The 22,187-nt window shown below is 66.9% G+C and carries 18 protein-coding genes; 13 read left to right on the top strand and 5 right to left on the bottom strand.

The annotated features are described in order from the left end of the window. The first annotated feature begins 75 nt into the window (after positions 1 to 75). The 4 genes from JF542_RS10580 (at position 76) to JF542_RS10565 (ending at position 5,214) form a co-directional block, all read left to right on the top strand. Positions 76 to 2,883 carry a molybdopterin oxidoreductase family protein gene (locus tag JF542_RS10580; protein WP_207075810.1) on the top strand — a complete coding sequence of 936 codons (2,808 nt, stop codon included), beginning with the start codon at positions 76 to 78 and terminating at the stop codon, positions 2,881 to 2,883. Between the two features lie 111 nt (positions 2,884 to 2,994). Beyond that, positions 2,995 to 3,573, top strand: coding sequence for a DUF6882 domain-containing protein (locus JF542_RS10575; RefSeq protein WP_207075809.1), 579 nt, complete (start codon positions 2,995 to 2,997; stop codon positions 3,571 to 3,573). A gap of 22 nt (positions 3,574 to 3,595) precedes the next feature. Next, on the top strand, positions 3,596 to 4,345 hold the full coding sequence (locus tag JF542_RS10570; RefSeq protein WP_207075808.1) for a 4Fe-4S dicluster domain-containing protein: 750 nt from the start codon (positions 3,596 to 3,598) through the stop codon (positions 4,343 to 4,345). Next, positions 4,345 to 5,214 carry a dimethyl sulfoxide reductase anchor subunit family protein gene (locus JF542_RS10565; RefSeq protein ID WP_207075807.1) on the top strand — a complete coding sequence of 290 codons (870 nt, stop codon included), beginning with the start codon at positions 4,345 to 4,347 and terminating at the stop codon, positions 5,212 to 5,214. The genes JF542_RS10570 and JF542_RS10565 overlap by 1 nt, the downstream gene beginning before the upstream one ends. Before the next feature lie 3 nt (positions 5,215 to 5,217). On the opposite strand, the gene JF542_RS10560 is transcribed toward JF542_RS10565, so the two are convergent. Then, positions 5,218 to 5,835, bottom strand: a complete 618-nt coding sequence (locus JF542_RS10560; RefSeq protein ID WP_007795396.1) for a DUF1523 family protein — start codon at positions 5,833 to 5,835, stop codon at positions 5,218 to 5,220. Positions 5,836 to 5,844: 9 nt separating this feature from the next. Next, entirely contained in the window at positions 5,845 to 6,111 is a 267-nt protein-coding gene (locus JF542_RS10555; RefSeq protein WP_007795393.1) for a hypothetical protein, read from the bottom strand. Positions 6,112 to 6,285: 174 nt separating this feature from the next. Between JF542_RS10555 and JF542_RS10550 the strand changes: the two genes are divergently transcribed. After that, entirely contained in the window at positions 6,286 to 6,849 is a 564-nt protein-coding gene (locus tag JF542_RS10550; protein WP_207075806.1) for a hypothetical protein, read from the top strand. Positions 6,850 to 7,077: 228 nt separating this feature from the next. Here JF542_RS10550 and JF542_RS10545 read toward each other — a convergent pair whose 3' ends face one another. Further along, complete coding sequence (locus JF542_RS10545; protein ID WP_207075805.1) at positions 7,078 to 8,280, bottom strand: aminopeptidase P family protein; 1,203 nt, start codon at positions 8,278 to 8,280, stop codon at positions 7,078 to 7,080. A 246-nt stretch (positions 8,281 to 8,526) separates the two neighbouring features. Next, entirely contained in the window at positions 8,527 to 10,308 is a 1,782-nt protein-coding gene (gene aspS / locus JF542_RS10540; RefSeq protein WP_207075804.1) for an aspartate--tRNA ligase, read from the bottom strand. A gap of 184 nt (positions 10,309 to 10,492) precedes the next feature. Here aspS and JF542_RS10535 point away from each other — a divergent pair, with 184 nt between their 5' ends. The 6 genes from JF542_RS10535 (at position 10,493) to JF542_RS10510 (ending at position 20,321) form a co-directional block, all read left to right on the top strand. Continuing rightward, positions 10,493 to 11,725, top strand: a complete 1,233-nt coding sequence (locus JF542_RS10535; RefSeq protein WP_207075803.1) for an SAM-dependent methyltransferase — start codon at positions 10,493 to 10,495, stop codon at positions 11,723 to 11,725. 211 nt (positions 11,726 to 11,936) lie between these two features. Continuing rightward, positions 11,937 to 15,269 (top strand): carbamoyl-phosphate synthase large subunit, encoded by a 3,333-nt coding sequence (carB, locus tag JF542_RS10530; RefSeq protein ID WP_207075802.1) that lies wholly within the window; start codon positions 11,937 to 11,939, stop codon positions 15,267 to 15,269. Between the two features lie 536 nt (positions 15,270 to 15,805). After that, the gene (gene gpmI, locus JF542_RS10525) at positions 15,806 to 17,320 is read left to right on the top strand and encodes a 2,3-bisphosphoglycerate-independent phosphoglycerate mutase (protein ID WP_207075801.1); all 1,515 of its coding nucleotides are present in this window, start codon (positions 15,806 to 15,808) and stop codon (positions 17,318 to 17,320) included. Further along, positions 17,320 to 18,435 carry a murein hydrolase activator EnvC family protein gene (locus tag JF542_RS10520; protein WP_207075800.1) on the top strand — a complete coding sequence of 372 codons (1,116 nt, stop codon included), beginning with the start codon at positions 17,320 to 17,322 and terminating at the stop codon, positions 18,433 to 18,435. The genes gpmI and JF542_RS10520 overlap by 1 nt, the downstream gene beginning before the upstream one ends. A gap of 7 nt (positions 18,436 to 18,442) precedes the next feature. Beyond that, on the top strand, positions 18,443 to 19,783 hold the full coding sequence (locus JF542_RS10515; protein WP_040545186.1) for a S41 family peptidase: 1,341 nt from the start codon (positions 18,443 to 18,445) through the stop codon (positions 19,781 to 19,783). Between the two features lie 55 nt (positions 19,784 to 19,838). Beyond that, the gene (locus JF542_RS10510) at positions 19,839 to 20,321 is read left to right on the top strand and encodes an RNA pyrophosphohydrolase (RefSeq protein ID WP_207075799.1); all 483 of its coding nucleotides are present in this window, start codon (positions 19,839 to 19,841) and stop codon (positions 20,319 to 20,321) included. A gap of 129 nt (positions 20,322 to 20,450) precedes the next feature. Here the strand turns inward: JF542_RS10510 and JF542_RS10505 are convergent, their stop codons facing one another. After that, a complete protein-coding gene (locus JF542_RS10505) occupies positions 20,451 to 20,846 on the bottom strand; it encodes a VOC family protein (protein WP_207075798.1) in 396 nt (131 codons plus the stop codon). Between the two features lie 100 nt (positions 20,847 to 20,946). Here JF542_RS10505 and dapD point away from each other — a divergent pair, with 100 nt between their 5' ends. Then, a complete protein-coding gene (gene dapD, locus JF542_RS10500) occupies positions 20,947 to 21,774 on the top strand; it encodes a 2,3,4,5-tetrahydropyridine-2,6-dicarboxylate N-succinyltransferase (protein WP_007795358.1) in 828 nt (275 codons plus the stop codon). Positions 21,775 to 21,941: 167 nt separating this feature from the next. Next, the gene (locus JF542_RS10495; RefSeq protein ID WP_007795355.1) at positions 21,942 to 22,187 is read left to right on the top strand and encodes a GlsB/YeaQ/YmgE family stress response membrane protein; all 246 of its coding nucleotides are present in this window, start codon (positions 21,942 to 21,944) and stop codon (positions 22,185 to 22,187) included.

Genomic DNA, 22,187 nt, shown 5'->3' with positions numbered 1-22,187 from the left:
CAGCCCGTGTCCGCAATGCCACTGGTCAGGGTGCGAGCGCTGGCCTAGCTTTCCCGCAAGGAGAGCAGCCAGCGGATGAGCGACCAGCCGACCATCGACCTGAGCCCGCAGATCTCGGACGAGGTGCGCCAGACCACCTGCTACATGTGCGCCTGCCGTTGCGGCATCAACGTGCACCTCAAAGAGGGGCGGCTCACCTACATCGAAGGCAACCGCGACCACCCGATCAATCGCGGCGTGCTCTGCGCCAAGGGCGCCGCCGGGATCAGGCAGGTGATGTCACCGGCCCGCCTGCGTGCGCCGCTGCGCCGGGTCGGGCCACGCGGCTCGGGGGACTTCGAAGAGATCAGCTGGGAAGAGGCGTTGGAGACCGCGGTGTCGTGGCTGAAGCCCCTGCGCGAAAGCGCGCCGGAAAAGCTTGCCTTCTTCACCGGGCGCGATCAGTCGCAAAGCTTCACCGGCTGGTGGGCGCAGCAGTTCGGCACGCCGAATTTTGCCGCGCATGGCGGATTCTGCTCGGTCAACATGGCGGCGGCGGGGATCTACACGCTGGGTGGATCGTTCTGGGAGTTTGGCGCGCCCGACTGGGAGCACGCCAAGCTGCTGCTGCTCTTCGGGGTGGCCGAGGATCACGACAGCAACCCGATCAAGCTCGGGCTGGCCAAGCTCAAGGCGCGCGGGGCGAAGATCGTCGGCGTGAACCCGATCCGCTCGGGCTACAACGCGACCGCCGATGAATGGGTCGGCATCACCCCGGGCACCGACGGCCTGTTCATCCTGTCGCTGGTGCACGAGCTGTTGCGCGCCGGCAAGATCGACCTCGACTTCCTCGCCCGCTTCACCAACGCGCCGGTGCTGCTCGACAGTGACCCGCGATCCGAGACGCATGGCCTCTTCCTGCGCGACACCGAGGGGCGTCCGCTTGTCCTCGACCGGCGCACCGGCAAGCCCGCGCCGTGGGATGGAGAGGGGGTAGAGCCAGACCTGCGCGGGCGTCTGCGCCGCGCCGGGGTCACCCATCGCTCGGTGATGCACGAGTTGGCCGAGCGCTATCTCGATCCCGCCTACGCGCCCGAGAAAGTGGCGGAGCGCTGCGGCGTTTCTGCCGCGCAGATCCGGCGTGTGGCGGCGGAGCTGGCGCGTGCCGCCTTTGACGATCCGGTGGTGCTTGACCGGCCGTGGACCGATTTCCGCGGCGTCGAACACCAGACCATGCCGGGCCGCCCTGTGGCGGTGCACGCCATGCGTGGCATCTCGGCCCATGCCAACGGCTTCCAGACCGCCCGCGCGCTGCACCTGCTGCAAAGCCTGCTGGGCGCCGTCGAGACCCCCGGCAGCTTCCGCTTCAAGCCGCCCTATCCCAAGCCCGCAGAGGCGCACCCGCGCCCGCAGTTCCGCGCCACCCCCGGCCAGCCGCTGGAGGGCCCGCATTTGGGCTACCCGCAGGGGCCGGAGGATCTGGCGCTGCAGGACGACGGCAGCGCGGCGCGGATCGACAAGGCCTTCACCTGGGAGAACCCGCTCTCGCCGCACGGGCTCATGCACATGGTGATCTCGAACGCCGCTGCGGGCGATCCCTACCGCATCGACACGCTATTTCTCTACATGGCCAACATGGCGTGGAACTCGGCGATGAACACGCGCGGCACCATGGAGATGCTCACCGCGCAGGACGAGGACGGCGACTACATCATCCCGCGCATCATCTACTCCGACGCCTACAGCTCGGAGATGGTGGCCTATGCCGACCTGATCCTGCCCGACACCACCTATCTCGAGCGCCACGACTGCATTTCTCTGCTTGATAGGCCGATCTCGGAGCCCGACGCAGCGGCGGACGCGATCCGCTGGCCGGTGCTGACGCCCGACCGTGACGTGCGGCCCTTCCAGTCGGTGCTGCTCGACCTTGGCGCGCGGCTGGGCCTTCCGGGCATGACCGAGCCGGATGGCTCGGCCCGCTATGCCGATTACGCCGACTACATCACCAACCACGAGCGCAAGCCCGGCATCGGGCCGCTGGCCGGATGGCGCATGGGGCCGACCGGGCTGACCCACGGGCGTGGAGAGCCGAACGCGGCGCAGCTCGAGAGCTACATCGCCAATGGTGGCTTCTTCACCGCGCATGTCCCGCCGGAGGCCGCCTATTACAAGCCTTGGAACCGTGCCTACCAAGACTGGGCGGTGGAATTCGGCCTCGCGGAGACACCGCAGCCCTACCTGATCCAGCTCTGGTGCGAGCCGCTGCGGCGCTTCCAGCTGGCCGCAGAGGGGCACGGGCCTCAGCAGCCGCCCGAGCACCTGCGGGGGCGCATCTGCGCCACGCTCGACCCTCTGCCGATCTGGTACGCGCCGCTCTCGGATGCAGTCGAGGATCCGGCCGAGTTCCCCGTCCATGCGCTGACCCAGCGCCCGATGGCGATGTATCATTCCTGGGGCAGCCAGAACGCGTGGCTGCGCCAGATCCACGGCCAGAACCCGCTCTACCTGCCGACCTACTGGTGGCAGAAGCTCGGGCTGCAGGATGGCGACTGGGTACGCGTCACCTCGAGCCATGGCGGCATCACCGTGCCGGCGGCGCACATGGCAGCGCTCAACCCCAGCACGGTCTGGACGTGGAACGCCATCGGCAAGCGCAAGGGGGCGTGGGCGCTCGATCCAGATGCGCCCGAGGCCACCAGGGGCTTCCTGCTCAACCACCTGATCCACGAATTGCTGCCCGAGCGCGGCGATGGGCTGCGCTGGGCCAATTCCGACCCGGTGACCGGGCAGGCGGCGTGGTTCGACCTGAGGGTGAAACTGGAAAAGTCGGCCGCACCAGAGGAAAGCCAGCCGGCTTTCGGCCCAATGCACTCTCCGATCCGCCGCCATACGGGGGATTGTTGATGTCTTCGTGTGCCTGTGCCCTCTCATTTGCGCATTGTTTCGAAATTAAGGCCAAACTTCCGCCGCAATTTCCATGCAACTTCCCCGTGCAAAGACGGCAGGGCAGAGCAGATGAACGAACAGGATACACACCCCACCGGGCATCGGACCGGCGCCTATACCGGCGAGGGGATCTGGTCCTACTGTCCATTTCGCGAACAGGCGCGCGAGCTCTCCGTGGCCCCGGCGCTTGCGGCGCAGCTTCAGCGGGCCGAGGATTTCTGCCGCGACCGTCTTCCCGATCTTTTCGAGCACACCGGACTCTCGGCCCCGGGCGGTATGTGGCAGGTGTTTCCCGACCGCCAGCTCTTCAAGCTCACCACTGTCTCGGGGCGCAGCTGGTACGCACGTTATGCACTGCTCGCCTCGTGGCGGGCCGCAAGCCACAGCTGGCTCTGGAGCTGGGCCTTCCCGCCCGCGTGGAACACCCAGCCGGAGCTGCTTTCAGTGGCGCAGCGGATGCGGCTGGAGGGCGCGCGCGAGGGCTGGGATCTGCTGACCGAGCCGTCGCTTCTGGCCAACGAGGACGAAGCCTGGCGCCTTGGCGCGCTGGCGGCTCAGAGCGCCGGAAAGCCGCTGGTCTATTGCGCCGGGGTCGGAGGCGGCATGACCCATGTCTACGCCATCGACACCCCCTCCTGGATGAGCTGACCTCGCGCGCGCGGGGCGTGGCATGACCGCGTTGCCCGAAAAAACCGAGCGCACGCTCGGGCTGGTGATCGACCTCGACACCTGCGTCGGCTGTCACGCCTGCGTTGTCGCCTGCAAGGGCTGGAACGATCAGGGCTATGGCGCGCCGCTGTCGGATCAGGACCCGCAGGGCGCGGCGCCGCAGGGCACCTTCCTCAACCGCGTGCACAGCTACGAGGTGCTGCCCGAGAGCGGCCCGGCACAGCACGTGCATTTTCCCAAGTCCTGCCTGCATTGCGACGATGCGCCCTGCGTCACGGTCTGCCCCACGGGCGCCAGCTACAAGCGGGTCGAGGACGGCATTGTTCTGGTCGAGGAAGAGGCCTGCATCGGCTGTGGCCTCTGCGCCTGGGCCTGCCCCTATGGCGCGCGCGAGCTCGATCTCGCCGCCGGGGTGATGAAGAAATGCACCCTCTGCGTCGACCGCATCTACAACGAGGCCCTGCCCGAGGAAGATCGCGTGCCCGCCTGCGTGCGCACCTGCCCGGCCGAGGCGCGTCATTTCGGCGACCTTGCCGACCCGGAGAGCGATGTGTCGCAACTGGTCGCGGCGCGCGGCGGCCTTGATCTGATGCCCGAGCAGGGGACGAAACCGGTCAACAAGTACCTGCCCCCACGACCGCGCGATGGCTGGGGCGAGGACACCGACGTCCTGGCGCCCTTCCTCGAGCCGGTGGCCGAGGAGCCGCAGGGCTTTCTGGGCTGGCTCGACCGCACGCTGGGGAAGCTCTGATGCACCCGGCGCCGTCGATCATCCTGTTCACCACGCTCTCGGGGCTTGGCTTCGGGCTCTTGATCTGGCTTGGCGTCGATCCGACGCCGCTCACGGGCTGGGTGGCCTTCGTTTTCTACGCCATCGCCTATGCTCTGGCGCTGTCGGGCCTCGCCGCCTCGAGCTTCCATCTCGGTCGGCGCGACCGGGCGTTCAAGGCGTTCCGCCAGTGGCGCACCAGCTGGCTCTCGCGCGAGGCCTGGCTCGCGGCGCTGGCGCTGGGCGTCTCCGGGCTCCATGCGCTGGGCCTGCTCTTCGGGATCGCGCAGTTGCCGCTCGGCTGGCTGAGCGCGGCGCTGTCGCTGGCCACGGTCGCGGCAACGGCGATGATCTATGCCCAGCTCCGCACGGTGCCGCGCTGGTACCACTGGTCGACCCCGATCTTGTTCATCGCGCTGTCGCTGAGCGGGGGTGCGCTGCTCTCGGGCCGGGTGGAGATTGCCAGCGGCCTGCTGCTGCTGACCGGGGCATTGCAGTTCTGGGTCTGGTATGACGGCGACCGCCGCTTTGCGCGCTCGGGCACCACGCTTGCCAGCGCCACAGGCCTCGGTGAGCAGGGCGTGCCACGGTCGCTCTTCCCGCCGCACACGGGCAGCAACTACCTGCTCGACGAGATGGTCTACGTGGTGGCCCGCCGCCACGCGCTGAAGCTGCGCTCCATCGCGCTGGTTTTTATGGTGCTGTTGCCGGTGCTGTTGCTGCAACTGCCGATGCCGCATCTCTTCGGCCTGCTGGCGCTTGCGTGTCACCTTGCGGGGGTACTCACCGCGCGCTGGCTGTTCTTTGCAGAGGCCGAGCACGTGGTCGGCCTCTACTACGGCAAGCGCTGAGGCTCAGCCCTTGCGGCGGAAGAAGCCCTTGAGGCGGCCGCCGGCCTCGTCGAGATTGTCGCCCATGTCGTCGAGCACCGGGTCGATGCGCGCCTGGCGGAAGCGCCGCCAGCGCACGTAGAGCGCCCAGACCACCGCGACGAGCAGGGTCAGGAGGATGATGTTGAGCCACGGGATGATGCGCACGTCGGGCCCGTCCACCGGGCGCAGGCTCACCACGTTCGGGTAGACCGAGAGGAACTCGTTGCGCCAGCCGTAATGCCGGATCACCACCCATTGCGGCGCGGCGGCGGTGGAGCGCAAATCGGCGGCCTCGGCCTGCAGGTTCGCTGTGTCGAACTTGAAATAGGGCGGCCAGCCCCAGCCGGTATCCTCGTTGCGGTAGACCATCACGTCGTCATCGTTCAGCCGGGTCTGGATGAAGAACACGTCGCGGCCGGTGACGTTGAGGGTCTCACCGGTGGCGGCGTTCGACCAGAACAGGCTGTTCTCGCCCGGATCGATGCGCTTCTCGTAGGTGTCACTGATCCGCGCGATGTCGTGCTGCGGCAGGGTGTAGTGCAGGAAGGCCGCGACCAGCGCCCAGAACAGCACGATGATGGACCATTTCACGTAGCGCATGACGACCTCCTAGTGGAAATTGGTCAGATAGACGATCAGCCCAATAAGGCAAAGCGGAACGACATACACCCCCAGGATCAGTTTGCGCCGCAGGGATTGATCGTATTCCGCGAGCCCGGCCTCGACGAAGGCCGCGCGCCCGCCCGGGCCTTGCGCCTCATCCCACTCGGCCTCGAGCTTGCGACGCCGAACACGGCGCGACCAGAGCGACAGGGCGGCATAGATCACCGTCAGCACGACGAAGCCGATTCCCAACAATCGCAACAGTGCCAGCATGGCAGGATCCTCCGGCGGGCCTCGCGCGGCCTGCCTCACCTGACCTGCCGGGGGCGTGAAAATCAACCGTCGCTGTGCCGGCCTGGCCCCGGTCGGGAAATCCGCATCTTGCCAGACGGGCCGCTGGCGGGGCACCTTTGCGCCGTTCGCAATTCCATTTCAGGCCAAGATATCATGATCCGCACCTTTCTTTTCGCGCTTCCTGCGAGCCTCGCGCTGCTCGCTGCCCCGGCCTCCGCCGACGAGATCGCCGAAACGCTGCAATCGGCACTCGACGCCTACCAGGAGGGCGATGTGCAATACGCGCTGGAAGAGCTCGACTACGCCCGCTCGAAGCTTCTGGAGATGAAGACCGACGCGCTGGGCGCCTTCCTGCCCGAGGCCCCCGAGGGCTGGACACGCGAGGTCGACACCGAGGCCAACGCGGCGATGGCGATGATGGGGGGCGGCGTGGCGGCCGAGGCCGAGTACAACTCGCCGGAAGGAGAAAACTACACGGTGCAGATGTTCGCCGACAATCCGATGGTCGCGAGCATGTCCGCGATGATCATGAATGCTGGCGCCATGGGCCTGAAGACCGAGCGCATCGGGCGCCAGAAATTCGCCCATCAGGACAGCCAGACCATGGGCCTGATCGAAAACCGGATCCTTCTGCAGGTCGAGGGCCCCGAGGCCGGCACCCGCAAGATGCTGCTCGAGGCGATGGATTTCGACGCCATGGCCAATTTCGGCGGCTGACCAGCCGGCCCGCGCCGCCGTGCCCGGGCGTCTCTGCTCCCGCCCGGGTGGCCCGAGCCATCGCGATATCGCGGGACGGCGCCCGGCCGCAGCGGTCGGCCTGCCTCCGGCGGGAGTATTTTTGACGAAGAGAAGCCAGGGGCGCTCTCCCCCGGGCCTCTTCTGGCTGAAAATATCCCGGGGGAGTCCGCGCCGCGCGCGGACGGGGGCAGCGCCCCAGATCCTGCTTCAGCCGACCACGTTGAACGCCGGCCCATAGGGATAGCCGGTGATATTGTCGTTGCCGTCCTCGGTGATCACGAGGATGTCGTGCTCGCGGTAGCCGCCGGCGCCGGGCTGGCCTTCGGGAAGGGTCAGCATCGGCTCCATCGAGATCACCATGCCCGGCTCGAGCACCGTGTCGATGTCCTCGCGCAGCTCCAGTCCCGCCTCGCGACCGTAGTAATGCGACAGCACGCCGAAGGAGTGGCCATAGCCGAAGGTGCGGTATTGCAGCAGGTCGCGCTCGGCAAAGAAGGCGTTGATCGCCTGCGTGACCTCGGCGCAGCTCGCCTCGGGCCTCAAGAGCGACATGCCGTATTCATGCGCCGCCACGTTCGCCTCCCAGATCTCGCGCGAGGCGTCGTCGACTTCGCCCACGAACAGCGTGCGTTCCAGAGCGGTGTAGTAGCCCGAGATCATCGGGAAGGTGTTGAGCGACAAGATGTCGCCACGTCTCAGCGCCCGCGACGTCACCGGGTTGTGGGCGCCGTCGGTGTTGATGCCCGACTGGAACCAGACCCAGGTGTCGCGGTACTCGGCGTCGGGGAAGCGCTTGGCGATCTCCAGCTCCATCGCGTCGCGGCCGGCCATGGCGATGTCGATCTCGCGCGCGCCTTCGCGGATCGCGTCGCGGATGGCGTAGCCGCCGACATCGGCGACCTGCGCACCCTGCCGGATCAGGGCGATCTCGGCGGCGGACTTGTGCATCCGCTGGCGCATCGTGGCAGGCGCGATATCCAGCGTCTCCGAGGGCTTGAGGAACGCGTCCAGCAGGTCGCGCTGAACCAGTGTCAGGTGATCGCCCTCGAAGCCGATGGCGGCGCCCTCGCCGGTCACTGAGCGGATCGCGCGCCAGTAGTTGTTCCGGGCCCAGTCGGTATAGGTGATGTTGTCGCCATGGCTGCGCCGCCAGGGCTGTGCTGCGTCGATGCCGGCGCTGATCGTGACGCTGTCGGTTTCGGTGACCACCAGCGCGTAGGGGCGGCCAAAGCTGCAATAGAGGAAGCCCGAGTAATAGGCGATGTTGTGCATCGAGGTGAAGACGCAGGCGGTCAGGCCTGCGGCCTGCATGCTGGCGCGCAGCCCCTTGAGGCGCGCGTCATACTCTTCGGATGCGAATGGCAGGACGCGGTCGCCCTGATGGAAACGGTAGAATGCGGGGCGGTCCATGTGAGGCCCTCCTTTGAAGTCGCGGAGGGTCGGACCCGACCCTGCCGCGGTGGCAAAGCAAGGTCCCGGCGTGCAGGACGGATGATGATGCGGGCGTGCCTCGGCGGCACCGGCGACGCCATCGCCTGCCCGGGGGCGAAGATGCTGCGGGGCGACGGGTTTGGCAAGCAGAATTGCGGGAGCGCAGCGCCGGGCACGAAAAAGGGCGCCCGCAGGCGCCCTTTCATCAGTGCGAAGCGTGCGGCCTCACTCCTGTGGGATGACCCGCAGCGACAGCTCCATGAGCTGATCCGAGCTCGGCTCGGAGGGGGCCTGCATCATCAGGTCCTCGGCGCGCTGGTTCATCGGGAACATGATGACCTCGCGGATGTTCGAGGTGCCGGCCAGCAGCATCACGATGCGGTCGATGCCGGCGGCGCAGCCACCGTGCGGCGGGGCGCCGTACTGGAACGCGGTGTAGAGGCCGGCGAAGCGCTTCTTGACTTCGTCCTCACCGTAGCCGGCAATCTCGAAGGCCTTCAGCATGACCTCGGGCTTGTGGTTCCGGATCGCGCCCGAGACCAGCTCGTAGCCGTTGCAGGCGAGGTCGTACTGGAAGCCCTTGACCGCCAGCGGATCGCCGTCCAGCGCCTCGGCACCGCCCTGCGGCATCGAGAACGGGTTGTGCTCGAAATCGATCGCGCCGGTCTCCTCGTCCTTCTCGTAGATCGGGAAGTCGACGATCCAGGCGAAGGCGAAGCGGTTCTTGTCGGTGAGGTTCAGCTCTTCGCCGATCACATCGCGCGCCTTGCCGGCCACGCGCTGGAAGCCCGCGGGCTTGCCGCCGAGGAAGAACGCCGCATCGCCCACGTCGAGGCCGAGCTGCTGGCGGATCGCCTCGGTGCGCTCGGGGCCGATGTTCTTGGCAAGCGGACCTGCGGCCTCGAGGCCGTTGCCCTGATCGCGCCAGAAGATATAGCCCATGCCGGGCAGACCCTCTTTCTGGGCGAAGGCATTCATCCGGTCGCAGAACTTGCGCGAGCCGCCGGTGGGGGCGGGGATGGCGCGGATCTCGGTGCCGTCCTGCTCGAGCAGCTTGGCGAAGATCGCGAAGCCCGAGCCGCGGAAATGTTCGGAGACGTCCTGCATCTCGATCGGGTTGCGCAGGTCCGGCTTGTCGGTGCCGTATTTCAGCGCCGCCTCGTGATAGGGGATCTGCGGCCAGCTCGCCGGATCGTCGACCTTGGCGCCTTTGCCGAACTCTTCAAAGATGCCCGCGATCACCGGCGAGATCGTGTCGAACACGTCCTGCTGGGAGACGAAGCTCATCTCCATGTCGAGCTGGTAGAAGTCGGTGGGCGAGCGGTCGGCGCGCGGGTCCTCGTCGCGGAAGCAGGGTGCGATCTGGAAGTACTTGTCGAAGCCCGACACCATGATCAGCTGCTTGAACAGCTGCGGCGCCTGCGGCAGCGCGTAGAACTTGCCCGGGTGCAGACGGCTCGGCACCAGGAAGTCGCGCGCGCCCTCTGGCGAGGAGGCGGTGATGATCGGGGTCTGGTACTCGCGGAAGCCCTTGTCCCACATGCGGCGGCGCATCGACGAGACCACGTCCGAGCGCAGCGTCATGGCGCGCTGCATCTCTTCGCGGCGCAGGTCGAGGTAGCGATAGCGCAGGCGGGTTTCCTCGGGATACTCCTGCTCGCCGAAGACCATCAGCGGCAGTTCCTTCGCGGTGCCGAGCACCTCGATGTCGCGCACGAAGACCTCGATCTCGCCGGTCGGGAGCTTCGGGTTCACCAGATCGGCGTCGCGTGCCTTGACCACGCCATCGATGCGGATGCACCACTCTGCGCGCACCTTCTCGACCTCGGCAAAGACCGGGCTGTCGGGATCGCAGAGCACCTGCGTCATGCCATAGTGGTCGCGCAGGTCGATGAACAGGATACCGCCGTGATCGCGGATGCGGTGGACCCAGCCCGAGAGACGGACGGTCTCGCCGACGTTCTCCTTGGTCAGCGCGGCGCAGGTGTGCGTGCGGTAGGCGTGCATATCGGGAGCCCTTTGGAAGCTGCTGGAAAGTTAGGCGCCGATACACCGCGCGAAGGGCCGGAAGTCAAGCGAATGGGGCCGGTATCTTGCCGAAAAGGCGGCAGGCGTTAACCTTGGTTAATGCCCGCGGTGCGTTTCCCCGCGTGAGGCTTGGCTGAATTCATTGCAAAAAAGGGGGTCCGGTATGTGGAGAACCGTCCTCGACAAGATGTTGGCAAAACTCGTTGTGACGGGCCGTCTGGGCGTCACATGGCCCGATGGAAGCATCACCGTCTACGGGCCGGGCGGCGATCTCGAGGCCAAGGTGCGGCTCACCGAGGAGAGCATCGTGCGCGAGCTTGGCCAGCGCCCGGTGCTGGCGCTGGGTGAAGGCTACATGGATGGCCGCATCGACGTGTCGCCAGAGCAGCTCTATCCGTTCATGGCGCTGCTGATCCGCAACCAGCAATCGGGCGCGATGCCCAGGTGGTTCGATACGGTGCAGGCGCTGCGCGGCTGGACCCGCGGCATCGAGCAGCGCAACAATCCGCTGCGGTCGCAGAAGAACGTGCAGCATCACTACGATATCTCCGACGATCTCTACCGCCTCTTCCTCGACGAGGACATGCAGTACAGCTGCGCTTATTTCGCCCGCCCGGACATGACGCTCGAGGCGGCGCAGGCGGCGAAGAAGGATCTTATCGCCCGCAAGCTGCGGATCACGCCGGGGATGAGGGTGCTGGATATCGGCTGTGGCTGGGGCGGCATGGCGCTGACGCTGGCGCGTGATTACGGCGCGCGGGTTGTGGGGGTGACGCTGTCGGAGAACCAGCTCGCCACGGCGCAGGCCCGGGCCGAGGAGGCGGGGCTCTCGGACAAGGTGGAGTTCCGGCTGCTTGATTATCGAAAGGTTGGTGAAACCTTCGACCGGATCGTCAGCGTGGGCATGCTCGAGCATGTCGGCTTCCCGCATCTCGATTCCTATTTCGCGAAGGTCGACGAGCTGCTCGCCGAGGATGGAATCGCCCTGATTCACACCATCGGCCACCTGTCTGAACCGCAGCCCACGTCGATGTGGCTCGACAAGTACATCTTCCCCGGCGGCTATGTCCCTTCGCTCTCGGAGGTCTCGGCCTCGGTCGAGAAGACCGGACTCTGGGCCACCGATGTCGAGGTGCTGCGCGGCCATTACGGCCCGACCCTGCACCACTGGCGGGCGCGGTTCGAGGCGGCACTGCCCAAGGTGCGCGAGATGTACGACGAGACCTTCGTGCGCATGTGGCGCTTCTATCTCGTTGCTTGTGAAGCGACTTTCGAGGAGATGTATCAGGGCGTCTTCCACCTCCAGCTCGCCCACAGGCAGGACGCGGTGCCGGTGACCCGTGACTACCTTTCTCGCGGTCAAGGCGATGGCCGGATGATGCAGGCCGCCCAGTAGCGCGGACCGCGACGGCCCCCACGTCAGGCACGGAGAATTTTCGTCCGAAAATTCTTCGCCCGAAGGCGTGTCAGCGCGAACGGTATGGGGTTGCAGCGCGCCTTCCGATGTCTATAACGCACGACAATTTGCGGGCAGCTGCGACTCCTCCGCACGTCGTCGCATGCCTGCAGAAAACGCCCGGAACACGCCCCAAGTCAGAGGTCGAGACATGCCCAAAAGAACCGATATCAAATCCATCATGATCATCGGCGCAGGGCCCATCATCATCGGCCAGGCGTGCGAGTTCGACTATTCCGGCGCACAGGCCTGCAAGGCCCTGCGCGAAGAAGGCTACCGGGTCATTCTGGTGAACTCGAATCCGGCCACGATCATGACCGACCCCGAGCTCGCCGACGCCACCTATATCGAGCCGATCACCCCCGAGGTCGTCGCCAAGATCATCGAGAAGGAGCGCCCCGACGCGCTTCTGCCGACGATGGGCGGGCAGACCGGCCTCAACACCTCGCTCAAGCTCGAGGAAATGGGCGTGCTCGAGAAGTTCGGCGTGGAGATGATCGGCGCCAAGCGCGAGGCCATCGAGATGGCCGAGGACCGCGCGCTGTTCCGCGAGGCGATGGACCGCATCGGCCTCGAGAACCCGGCCGCCACCATTGTCACGGCCCCCACCAAGCCGGACGGCAAGGCCGATCTCGACGCAGGCGTCGCGCAGGCGCTTGAGGCGCTTGAAACCGTCGGGCTGCCGGCGATCATCCGACCCGCCTTCACCCTGGGCGGCACCGGCGGCGGCGTGGCCTACAACCGCGAGGACTATATCCACTATTGCCGCTCGGGCATGGATGCCTCGCCGGTGAACCAGATCCTCGTCGACGAGTCGCTGCTCGGCTGGAAGGAATTCGAGATGGAGGTGGTCCGCGACAAGGCGGACAACGCCATCATCGTCTGCGCCATCGAGAACGTCGATCCGATGGGGGTGCACACCGGCGACTCGATCACCGTGGCCCCGGCGCTGACCCTGACCGACAAGGAATACCAGATCATGCGCAACGGCTCGATCGCCGTGCTGCGCGAGATCGGCGTCGAGACCGGCGGCTCCAACGTGCAATGGGCGGTGAACCCGGAAAACGGCCGCATGGTGGTGATCGAGATGAACCCGCGCGTGTCGCGCTCTTCGGCGCTGGCCTCCAAGGCCACCGGCTTCCCGATCGCGAAGATCGCCGCGAAGCTGGCGGTGGGCTACACGCTCGACGAGCTCGACAACGACATCACCAAGGTGACCCCGGCGAGCTTCGAGCCGACCATCGACTACGTCGTCACCAAGATCCCGAAATTCGCCTTCGAGAAGTTCGCGGGGGCCGAGCCCTACCTCACCACCGCGATGAAGTCGGTGGGCGAGGCGATGTCGATCGGCCGCACGATCCACGAGTCGATGCAGAAGGCGCTGGCGTCGATGGAATCCGGCCTCACCGGCTTTGACGAGATCGAGATCGAGGGCGCGCCGGAGAAATCCGCCGTCATCAAGGCGATCAGCCAGCAGACCCCGGACCGGCTCCGCACCATCGCGCAGGCCATGCGCCACGGGCTTTCGAATGATGAGATCCACGGCGTCACCATGTTCGACCCGTGGTTCCTCGACCGCATCCGCGAGATCGTCGAGGCCGAGGAGGAGGTGCGCGCCAACGGTCTGCCGCAGACCGAAGAGGGCATGCGCCAGCTCAAGATGATGGGCTTCACCGATGCCCGCCTCGCCAAGCTCACCGGCTTCTCCGAGAAGGACGTGCGCAGCCGCCGCACCGGGCTTGGCGTGACGGCCGTGTTCAAGCGTATCGACACCTGCGCCGCCGAGTTCGAGGCCCAGACGCCCTACATGTACTCCACCTACGAAGAGCCGATGATGGGCGAGGTGGAATGCGAGGCGCGGCCCTCTGACAAGAAGAAGGTCGTCATCCTCGGCGGTGGTCCGAACCGGATCGGTCAGGGCATCGAGTTCGACTACTGCTGCTGTCACGCCTGCTTCGCGCTCACCGCCGCGGGCTACGAGACCATCATGATCAACTGCAACCCCGAGACCGTGTCGACCGACTACGACACCTCGGACCGGCTGTATTTCGAGCCGCTCACCTTCGAGCACGTGATGGAGATCCTGCGGGTCGAGCAGTCCAACGGCACCCTGCACGGCGTCATCGTGCAGTTCGGCGGCCAGACGCCGCTGAAGCTTGCCAACGCGCTCGAGGCCGAGGGCATCCCGATCCTCGGCACCACGCCCGACGCCATCGACCTCGCCGAGGACCGCGAGCGCTTCCAGGCGCTGGTGAACGAGCTCGAGCTCAAGCAGCCGAAGAATGGCATCGCCTCGACCGACGCGCAGGCGCTGGCCATCGCCGACAGCATCGGCTTCCCGCTGGTGATCCGCCCGTCCTACGTGCTGGGCGGCCGGGCGATGGAGATCGTCCGCGACATGGCCCATCTCGAGCGCTACATCAAAGAGGCCGTGGTGGTCTCGGGCGACAGCCCGGTGCTGCTCGACAGCTATCTCGACGGTGCCGTCGAGCTCGACGTGGATGCGCTCTGCGACGGCGAGGCGGTGCACGTGGCGGGCATCATGCAGCACATCGAGGAGGCCGGCGTGCACTCGGGCGACAGTGCCTGCTCGCTGCCGCCCTACTCGCTCTCCGATGACGTGATCGCCCGGGTCAAGGTGCAGACCGAGGCGCTGGCCAAGGCGCTCAACGTGGTCGGCCTGATGAACGTGCAGTTCGCCGTCAAGGATGACGAGATCTACCTCATCGAGGTCAACCCGCGTGCCTCGCGCACCGTGCCCTTCGTCGCCAAGGCGACCGACTCGGCCATCGCCTCGATCGCCGCGCGCATCATGGCGGGCGAGAAGCTCTCGGCCTTCCCGATGCGCGAGGGCTACGCCGCCTATACCGACTATGACAGCGACGTGCCGATCGCCGACCAGATGACCCTGGCCGACCCGAACATGCCGTGGTTCTCAGTGAAGGAAGCAGTGCTGCCCTTCGCCCGATTCCCCGGCGTCGACACCATCCTCGGGCCCGAGATGCGCTCGACCGGCGAGGTCATGGGCTGGGACCGCTCCTTCCCGCGCGCCTTCCTCAAGGCGCAGATGGGCGCCGGCACCGATCTGCCGACCGAGGGCGCGGTGTTCGTGTCGATCAAGGACGCGGACAAGACCGAGCAGATGCTCGAGGCCGCCCGCGTGCTGGTCGAGATGGGCTTCACCCTGATCGCCACCGGTGGCACGGCGACGTTCCTCGAGGCGGCGGGCATCGCCTGCGAGCGGGTCAAGAAGGTCTATGAGGGACGCCCGAACGTGGTCGACCTGATGAAGGACGGCGGCATCCAGCTGGTGCTGAACACCACCGAGGGCACCGCCGCGGTCGAGGACAGCCGCGAGATCCGTTCGGTCGCGCTCTACGACAAGATCCCCTACTTCACCACTGCCGCCGGCGCCCACGCCGCGGTGATGGCGATGAAGGCCCGCGAGGAGGGGGAGATCGTGGTGAAGTCGCTGCAGGGGTGAGGCTCTGAACGCAGACTGGGGGAAGCGCGCCACCAAGACGGGGCGCTTCATGGATCGGAAGACCTCGAGCAAGGCGCCTTTCAAGGGCATTCACGAGAAATAGGATCCAGGCGGGGCGGAGACGTCCCGCCTTGTTCGCGTCTGGACAATGCCCCGGCGCGGAATCAAGCCCGAAGGGCGCCGCGCCAGCGCCGGACCGTCCCGGCGGTCTGGCGCTTTGGTGACATCAACGCCGCGTGTCGAGGTCCTTCGGACTTGGCCGGGATAAATCGAGAGGTTCGAAGGGATGAGCGCCAGCCCACGGTCCGGCGCTTGCGCGGCTTGCTCTGTTGATCGGACCTTGGCCATAGGCGAGAGCGCTACAGGCGCACATCCGGAAGGCTCGTCCCGCCGCTTGCGCGGCCCGTGCTTCCGACCTGAGCTCGGCAAAACGCTATTGCCGGAAAGACCATCCCGACCGCGCGGCGCTGCGTCCTCTCCACATCCCTCGTCAACCCTGCTAAGCCTGCCCTGACCGCATCAGGAGGGCCTCCCACATGACCACGCCGAAACCCGTTGTCCTGACCATTCTCGACGGCTGGGGCCTGCGCGAGGAGGAGGCGTTCAACGCGCCGAAGCTCGCCAAGACCCCCACCATGGACGGGCTCTACGCCTCCTGCCCGCACGCCACGCTGGTGACCTTCGGACCGGATGTGGGGCTGCCGTCGGGGCAGATGGGCAACTCGGAAGTCGGCCACACCAATATCGGCGCGGGCCGGGTCGTGGCGATGGATCTCGGCCAGATCGACCTCGCCATTGAGGACGGCTCGTTCTTCGACAACGGCGCCATCAAGGCCTTCGCTGCCAAGGTCCTTGACGCTGGCGGCACCGCGCATGTGATGGGCGTGGTCTCGGATGGCGGCGTGCATGGCCATATCGAACACATCAAGGCCGGCGTGAAGATGCTCACCGACCTAGGCTGCAACGTCATCATCCACGCCATCACCGATGGCCGCGACGTGGCACCGAAATCCGGCGAGGCCTTCGTGAAGGACCTCGCCGACAGCCTGCCCGAAGGCGCCTCCATCGGCACCGTCATCGGCCGCTACTACGCCATGGACCGAGACGACCGCTGGGAGCGGGTCCAGCAGGCCTATGACGCGATGATCCTCGCCAAGGGCGAGACCGCGCCCGACCCGGTGACGGCCGTCAGCCAGAGCTACGCCAAGGACAAGACCGACGAGTTCATCCCGGCCACGGTGATCGACGGCTACGCGGGGCTGGACGCGGGCGACGGCTTTTTCTGCATGAACTTCCGCGCCGACCGTGCCCGCGAGATCCTCAAGGCGATCGGCGCGCCGGACTTCGACGGGTTCGAGCGCGACAAGCCCGAGCTCTCGGCGCTGCTCGGCATGGTCGAGTATTCCGACGATCACAACGCCTACATGACCACCGCCTATCCCAAGCGCGAGATCGTCAACACGCTGGGCGAATGGGTGGCCAAGCACGGGCGGCGGCAGTTCCGCCTCGCCGAGACCGAGAAATACCCGCACGTGACCTTCTTCCTCAACGGCGGCAAGGAGACCCCGGAGGAGGGCGAGGACCGCTTCATGCCCAAATCGCCCAAGGTGGCGACCTACGACATGCAGCCCGAGATGTCCGAGCCCGAAGTGGCCGAGAAGTTCGTCGAGGCCATCGAGGCCGGCTACGACCTGATCGTGACCAACTTCGCCAACCCGGACATGGTCGGGCACACCGGCGATCTCGAGGCCGCGATCAAGGCTTGCGAGGCGGTCGATGACGGCCTCGGCAAGGTCGTCTCGGCGCTCGAGAAGGCCGGCGGCGCCATGGTGGTGATCGCCGATCACGGCAATTGCGAGACCATGTGGGACGACGCCACCAACGGTCCGCACACCGCCCACACCACCAATCTCGTGCCGGTGATCCTGTTCGGCGGGCCTGCGGGCGCGACGCTGCATGACGGTCGGCTCGCCGACGTGGCGCCAACGCTGCTGCAGCTCATGGGACTCGACCAGCCGGAAGAGATGACCGGGACGAGTCTCATCGACTGATGCTGCGGCTGACGCTGATCCTGTCGCTGCTCGCCGCCCCGGTCCTGGCGCAGGATCCGGGCGCTGCCGCGCGCGAGGCCGCCCGGGCGCTCGAGGAGGCTTCGGAGCAGCTCGACCGGGCCGAGAGCGCGCGCGACCGCGTGCGGGCGCTGACCACCACGGTGAAGGCCTACGAGGCGGGCCTTGCCGCGATGCGCGACGGGCTGCGCGAGGCGGCCATCCGCGAGACCGAGCTGAGCCGCCGCCTGCAGGGGCAGGAGGCCGAGATCGCCCAGCTTCTGGGCGTCTTGTCGAGCATGGGCGGGCGCGCCGCACCGGGCGCCATGCTGCATCCCGACGGCCCGGTGGGCGCTGCGCGCGCGGGCATGATGCTGGCGGCGGTGACGCCGGGGCTGAACGCGCAGGCCGAAGCGCTGCGCTCGGATCTCGAGGAGGTCACCGCGCTTCGGACGCTGCAGCAGAGCGCCGCCCAGACGCTCCAGCAGGGGCTCACCGGCGTGCAGGAGGCCCGCACCGAGCTCAGCCAGGCGGTGGCCGACCGCACCGACCTGCCCAAGCGCTTCACCGAGGACCCGATCCGCACCGCGATCCTGATTTCCTCGACCGAGACGCTGCAGGGCTTTGCCAGCGGGCTGTCGCAGATCACCGAGGACGAGACCCGCACCCAGCTGCCGCCCATCGACGACCGCAAGGGCGCGCTCGGGATGCCGGTGCAGGGCGAGATCCTGCGGCGCGCCGGAGAGGCCGATGCCGCCGGCGTCACCCGCCCCGGAATCGTGGTCGCGACCCTGCCCGAGGCGCTCGTGACCACGCCCACCGCGGCCACCGTGCGCTATAGCGGACCGCTGCTCGACTACGGTCTGGTGACGATTCTCGAGCCCCAGCCCGACCTGCTTTTCGTGCTTGCCGGGCTCGACGTGGTCTATGGCCAGACCGGCGAAGTGCTGCCCGCGGGCAGCCCTGTGGGGCTGATGGGCGGCCGCGCTGCGGGACGCGACCCGTCACCATCTGTTGAAGGGGGTGGCGCTGGACGCACGGAAACGCTCTATATAGAGGTCAGACAGGGCGACAGGCCCGTGGACCCGCTCACGTGGTTCGCAAGCGACAAGGGATGATATGGGCATGAACAAGTTTCTGATGGCCGCGCTCGGTGGCACGGTCGCCGGCGTCGTCGCGACAACGCAGTTTGTCGGGCCGCTCCTGGCGCAGGAGAGCGAGAAGTCCGGCAGTGTCTACGAACAGCTCGACCTGTTCGGCGACATCTTCGAGCGCATCCGCGCGCAATATGTCGAAGAGGTCGACGAGGGCGACCTGATCGAGGCCGCGATCAACGGGATGCTGACCTCGCTCGACCCGCATTCGAGCTACCTCCCCCCCGATGACGCCGAGGACATGCGGGTGCAGACCCGCGGCGAGTTCGGCGGCCTCGGCATCGAGGTGACGCAGGAAGACGGCTTCGTGAAGGTGGTGTCGCCGATCGACGACACGCCCGCCTTCGAGGCCGGCATTGAGGCCGGCGACTTCATCACCCATGTCGATGGCGAGAGCGTGCTGGGCATGACGCTGGACGAGGCGGTCGACCTGATGCGCGGCCCGGTTGGGTCCGACATCGTGATCACCGTTGCGCGCGAGGGCGAGGAAGAGCCCTTCGACGTGACCATCACCCGCGACACCATCACGCTCACCGCCGTGCGCACCCGTCTCGAGGGCGACACCGTGGTGCTGCGCGTCACCACCTTCAACGACCAGACCTTCCCGAACCTGTCGGAAGGGCTTGCCGAGCGCATCGAAGAGGCCGGCGGCCTCGATGAGGTGAACGGCGTGGTGCTCGACCTGCGCAACAACCCCGGCGGCCTGCTGACCCAGGCGATCAAGGTTTCGGACGCGTTCCTCAACAAGGGCGAAATCGTCTCGACCCGCGGCCGCGACCCGCAGGATGGCGACCGCTACAACGCCAGCGAAGGCGATCTGGCCAGCGGCAAGCCGATGGTCGTGCTGATCAACGGCGGTTCTGCCTCGGCTTCGGAAATCGTTGCCGGCGCGCTGCAGGATCACCGCCGCGCGGTCGTGGTGGGCACCAAGAGCTTCGGCAAGGGCTCGGTCCAGACCGTGATGCCGGTGCGCGGCGACGGCGCCATGCGCCTGACCACCGCGCGCTACTACACGCCGTCGGGCCGCTCGATCCAGGCGCTTGGTGTGTCGCCCGACATCGTCGTGGAACAGCCGCGCCCGCGCCCGGATGACGGCGAGGAGGAGGCGGCGAACCCGTTCAGCCGCTCCGAGGCCGACCTGCGTGGCCGTCTCGACAATGACAGCCTCAGCGAAGAGGAAATCCGCCAGATCGAGCAGGAACGCGAGCAGGCCGAGCAGGCCGCCGCGCTGCGCGAAGAGGATTACCAGCTCGCCTACGCGATCGACATCCTCAAGGGGCTGACGGTGCTCGAAACCGAGAACCTCGAGTGATAGGGGAAAGGGCGGGGAATTCCCCGCCCTTCTTCTTTCAGCACAAGGCCGCCACATGACGCCCGAAGACATCGCCAAGCTTCCCTACCGCCCCTGCGTCGGCGTGATGCTCGTGAATGCCGATAACGAGGTCTTTGTCGGCCAGCGCATCGACAGCGAGGTGCCGGCCTGGCAGATGCCGCAGGGCGGTGTCGACAAGGGCGAGGCCCCGCGCAACGCGGCCCTGCGCGAGCTCTGGGAAGAGACCGGCGTGGCCCCGGAGCTGGTGAGCGTCGAGGCCGAGACCGAGGAGTGGCTGCCCTACGACCTGCCGCATGACATCGTGCCGCGGATCTGGAAGGGGCGCTATCGCGGGCAGGAGCAGAAGTGGTTCCTGCTGCGCTTCCACGGCAGTGACGATCAGGTGAACATCGCCACCGAGCATCCCGAGTTCTCGACTTGGCGCTGGCTGGCGGCGGACGAGGTCGTGGGCCAGATCGTGCCGTTCAAGCGCGACGTCTACGAGAAGGTACTGAGCGCGTTCCGGGGCCATCTCTGACGCTGGTCGCCGCCTGCACCTGTCACCTCGCGGTCGGCGGGTTCGCGGCGCCCAGGAATGCCTTCGGACAAGGGGACCCTGCGAGCGATATCGCAGGGTCTTGTTTTGCCGACTGAGGCGCGGGCGGCCTCAGGCGAAGCGGCCCTCGCGGGCCAGCACTTCGATCTGGTAGCCGTCGGGATCGGCTACGAAGAAGAACTTCGCCACCACCTCGCCCGCCGGGGCGAACTCCACCAGCTTGCGCGGGTTGAGGCCTTCGGCGGTGAAGCGGGCGTGCTCGGCCTCGAGATCATCGACCGACACCGCGAGGTGGCCGTAGCCGTCGCCCAGGTCGTAGGGCTCGGTGCGGTCCTTGTTCACCGTGAGTTCGAGTTCGAACCCGGTCTCGGCGTTCGAGAGATAGACCAGCGTGAACTCGGGGAAGTCGAGCCGGTCCGCCACGGTGAGCCCGAAGGCGGTCTCGTAGAAGGCCAGCGAACGCGCTTCGTCGAGCACCCGGATCATGCTGTGGATTGCCTTGGCCATGCGTCTCATCCTTTCCTGCGAAGGGCGACCTCGGGATGCGTTGCCGTAAGGCGGGCCGCCCGTTATAGGGCTGGAAACCGGATCGCACGAGGAGACACAGATGTCCAACGCACAGCTCGAAGCCGCCATCGAAGCCGCCTGGGAGGCGCGCGACACCATCACCCCGTCGACCGGGGGCGAAACCCGAGAGGCCATCGAGGCCACGCTCCACGCGCTTGACAGCGGCACGCTGCGCGTCGCGGAAAAGCTGGATGACGGCAACTGGCACGTCAACCAGTGGGCCAAGAAGGCGGTTCTGCTCGGCTTCCGCATCAAGGACATGGAGATGCAGGACGGCGGCCCGCAGGGCAGCGGCTGGTGGGACAAGGTCGACAGCAAGTTCAAGGGCTGGGGCGACAGCGAATGGAAGGCCGCGGGCTTCCGCGCGGTGCCGAACTGCGTGGTGCGCAAGTCGGCCTATATCGCGCCGGGCGTGGTGCTGATGCCGTCCTTCGTGAACCTCGGCGCCTATGTCGACGAGGGCACCATGGTCGACACCTGGGCCACCGTCGGCTCCTGCGCGCAGATCGGCAAGGGCGTGCACCTGTCGGGCGGCGTCGGCATCGGTGGCGTGCTCGAGCCCATGCAGGCCGGCCCGACCATCATCGAGGACAACTGTTTCATCGGCGCCCGCTCCGAGGTGGTCGAGGGCGTGATCGTGCGCGAGGGCTCGGTGCTCGGCATGGGCGTCTTCCTCGGCCAGTCGACCAAGATCGTCGACCGCGAGACCGGCGAAGTGTTCTACGGCGAAGTGCCGCCCTACTCGGTGGTCGTCGCAGGCACCATGCCGTCGAAGAACGGCGTGAACCTCTACTGCGCGGTGATCGTCAAGCGCGTCGACGAGAAGACCCGCTCCAAGACCGGCATCAACGAGCTGCTGCGCGACTGATCGCGGCACGACATCGCCAAGCCTTCCGCGCGGCGGTCCTTCGGGGTCGCCGCGTTGCATTTCAGCGGTCCGGGCGACGCAAATCCGATCCGAGGCTCCCGCTGCGGAACCTTCCGGCGCGCCGCATGTTCCCTTTCTGTGAACTGGAACTGACAGGGGTATATCTCATGGGTCTCGGCCTGATTGCATCCATCATCGTCGGCGGGCTGGCCGGCTGGATCGCCAGCATGATCATGAAGGCCGATACCGGCATTCTGATGAACGTCATCCTCGGCATCGTCGGCGCGGTGGTGCTCAACTTCGTGCTGTCGCTGCTCGGCATCTACGCGGCCAACACCTGGGTGCCGCAGCTCATTGTCGGCATCATCGGCGCCAGCGCGCTGATCTGGGTCGTGCGCAAAGTTCGAAGCTGA

Source organism: Salipiger bermudensis (assembly GCF_017309175.1).
In the GTDB taxonomy this organism is placed as follows: domain Bacteria; phylum Pseudomonadota; class Alphaproteobacteria; order Rhodobacterales; family Rhodobacteraceae; genus Salipiger; species Salipiger bermudensis.
The sequence above is the reverse complement of the archived record's forward strand: the minus strand, read 5'-3'. Positions and strand labels throughout refer to the sequence as shown.

What these genes read in the sequence shown, in the direction of transcription:
- dapD (WP_007795358.1), top strand. Translation starts at nt 20,947, where the DNA reads ATGTCCAACGCACAGCTCGAAGCCGCCATCGAAGCCGCCTGGGAGGCG.
- JF542_RS10550 (WP_207075806.1), top strand. Translation starts at nt 6,286, where the DNA reads ATGATCCGCACCTTTCTTTTCGCGCTTCCTGCGAGCCTCGCGCTGCTC.
- JF542_RS10535 (WP_207075803.1), top strand. Translation starts at nt 10,493, where the DNA reads ATGTGGAGAACCGTCCTCGACAAGATGTTGGCAAAACTCGTTGTGACG.
- JF542_RS10580 (WP_207075810.1), top strand. Translation starts at nt 76, where the DNA reads ATGAGCGACCAGCCGACCATCGACCTGAGCCCGCAGATCTCGGACGAG.
- JF542_RS10560 (WP_007795396.1), bottom strand. Translation starts at nt 5,835, where the DNA reads ATGCGCTACGTGAAATGGTCCATCATCGTGCTGTTCTGGGCGCTGGTC.
- JF542_RS10520 (WP_207075800.1), top strand. Translation starts at nt 17,320, where the DNA reads ATGCTGCGGCTGACGCTGATCCTGTCGCTGCTCGCCGCCCCGGTCCTG.
- JF542_RS10570 (WP_207075808.1), top strand. Translation starts at nt 3,596, where the DNA reads ATGACCGCGTTGCCCGAAAAAACCGAGCGCACGCTCGGGCTGGTGATC.
- JF542_RS10575 (WP_207075809.1), top strand. Translation starts at nt 2,995, where the DNA reads ATGAACGAACAGGATACACACCCCACCGGGCATCGGACCGGCGCCTAT.
- JF542_RS10495 (WP_007795355.1), top strand. Translation starts at nt 21,942, where the DNA reads ATGGGTCTCGGCCTGATTGCATCCATCATCGTCGGCGGGCTGGCCGGC.
- JF542_RS10565 (WP_207075807.1), top strand. Translation starts at nt 4,345, where the DNA reads ATGCACCCGGCGCCGTCGATCATCCTGTTCACCACGCTCTCGGGGCTT.
- gpmI (WP_207075801.1), top strand. Translation starts at nt 15,806, where the DNA reads ATGACCACGCCGAAACCCGTTGTCCTGACCATTCTCGACGGCTGGGGC.
- carB (WP_207075802.1), top strand. Translation starts at nt 11,937, where the DNA reads ATGCCCAAAAGAACCGATATCAAATCCATCATGATCATCGGCGCAGGG.
- aspS (WP_207075804.1), bottom strand. Translation starts at nt 10,308, where the DNA reads ATGCACGCCTACCGCACGCACACCTGCGCCGCGCTGACCAAGGAGAAC.
- JF542_RS10505 (WP_207075798.1), bottom strand. Translation starts at nt 20,846, where the DNA reads ATGGCCAAGGCAATCCACAGCATGATCCGGGTGCTCGACGAAGCGCGT.
- JF542_RS10515 (WP_040545186.1), top strand. Translation starts at nt 18,443, where the DNA reads ATGAACAAGTTTCTGATGGCCGCGCTCGGTGGCACGGTCGCCGGCGTC.
- JF542_RS10555 (WP_007795393.1), bottom strand. Translation starts at nt 6,111, where the DNA reads ATGCTGGCACTGTTGCGATTGTTGGGAATCGGCTTCGTCGTGCTGACG.
- JF542_RS10510 (WP_207075799.1), top strand. Translation starts at nt 19,839, where the DNA reads ATGACGCCCGAAGACATCGCCAAGCTTCCCTACCGCCCCTGCGTCGGC.
- JF542_RS10545 (WP_207075805.1), bottom strand. Translation starts at nt 8,280, where the DNA reads ATGGACCGCCCCGCATTCTACCGTTTCCATCAGGGCGACCGCGTCCTG.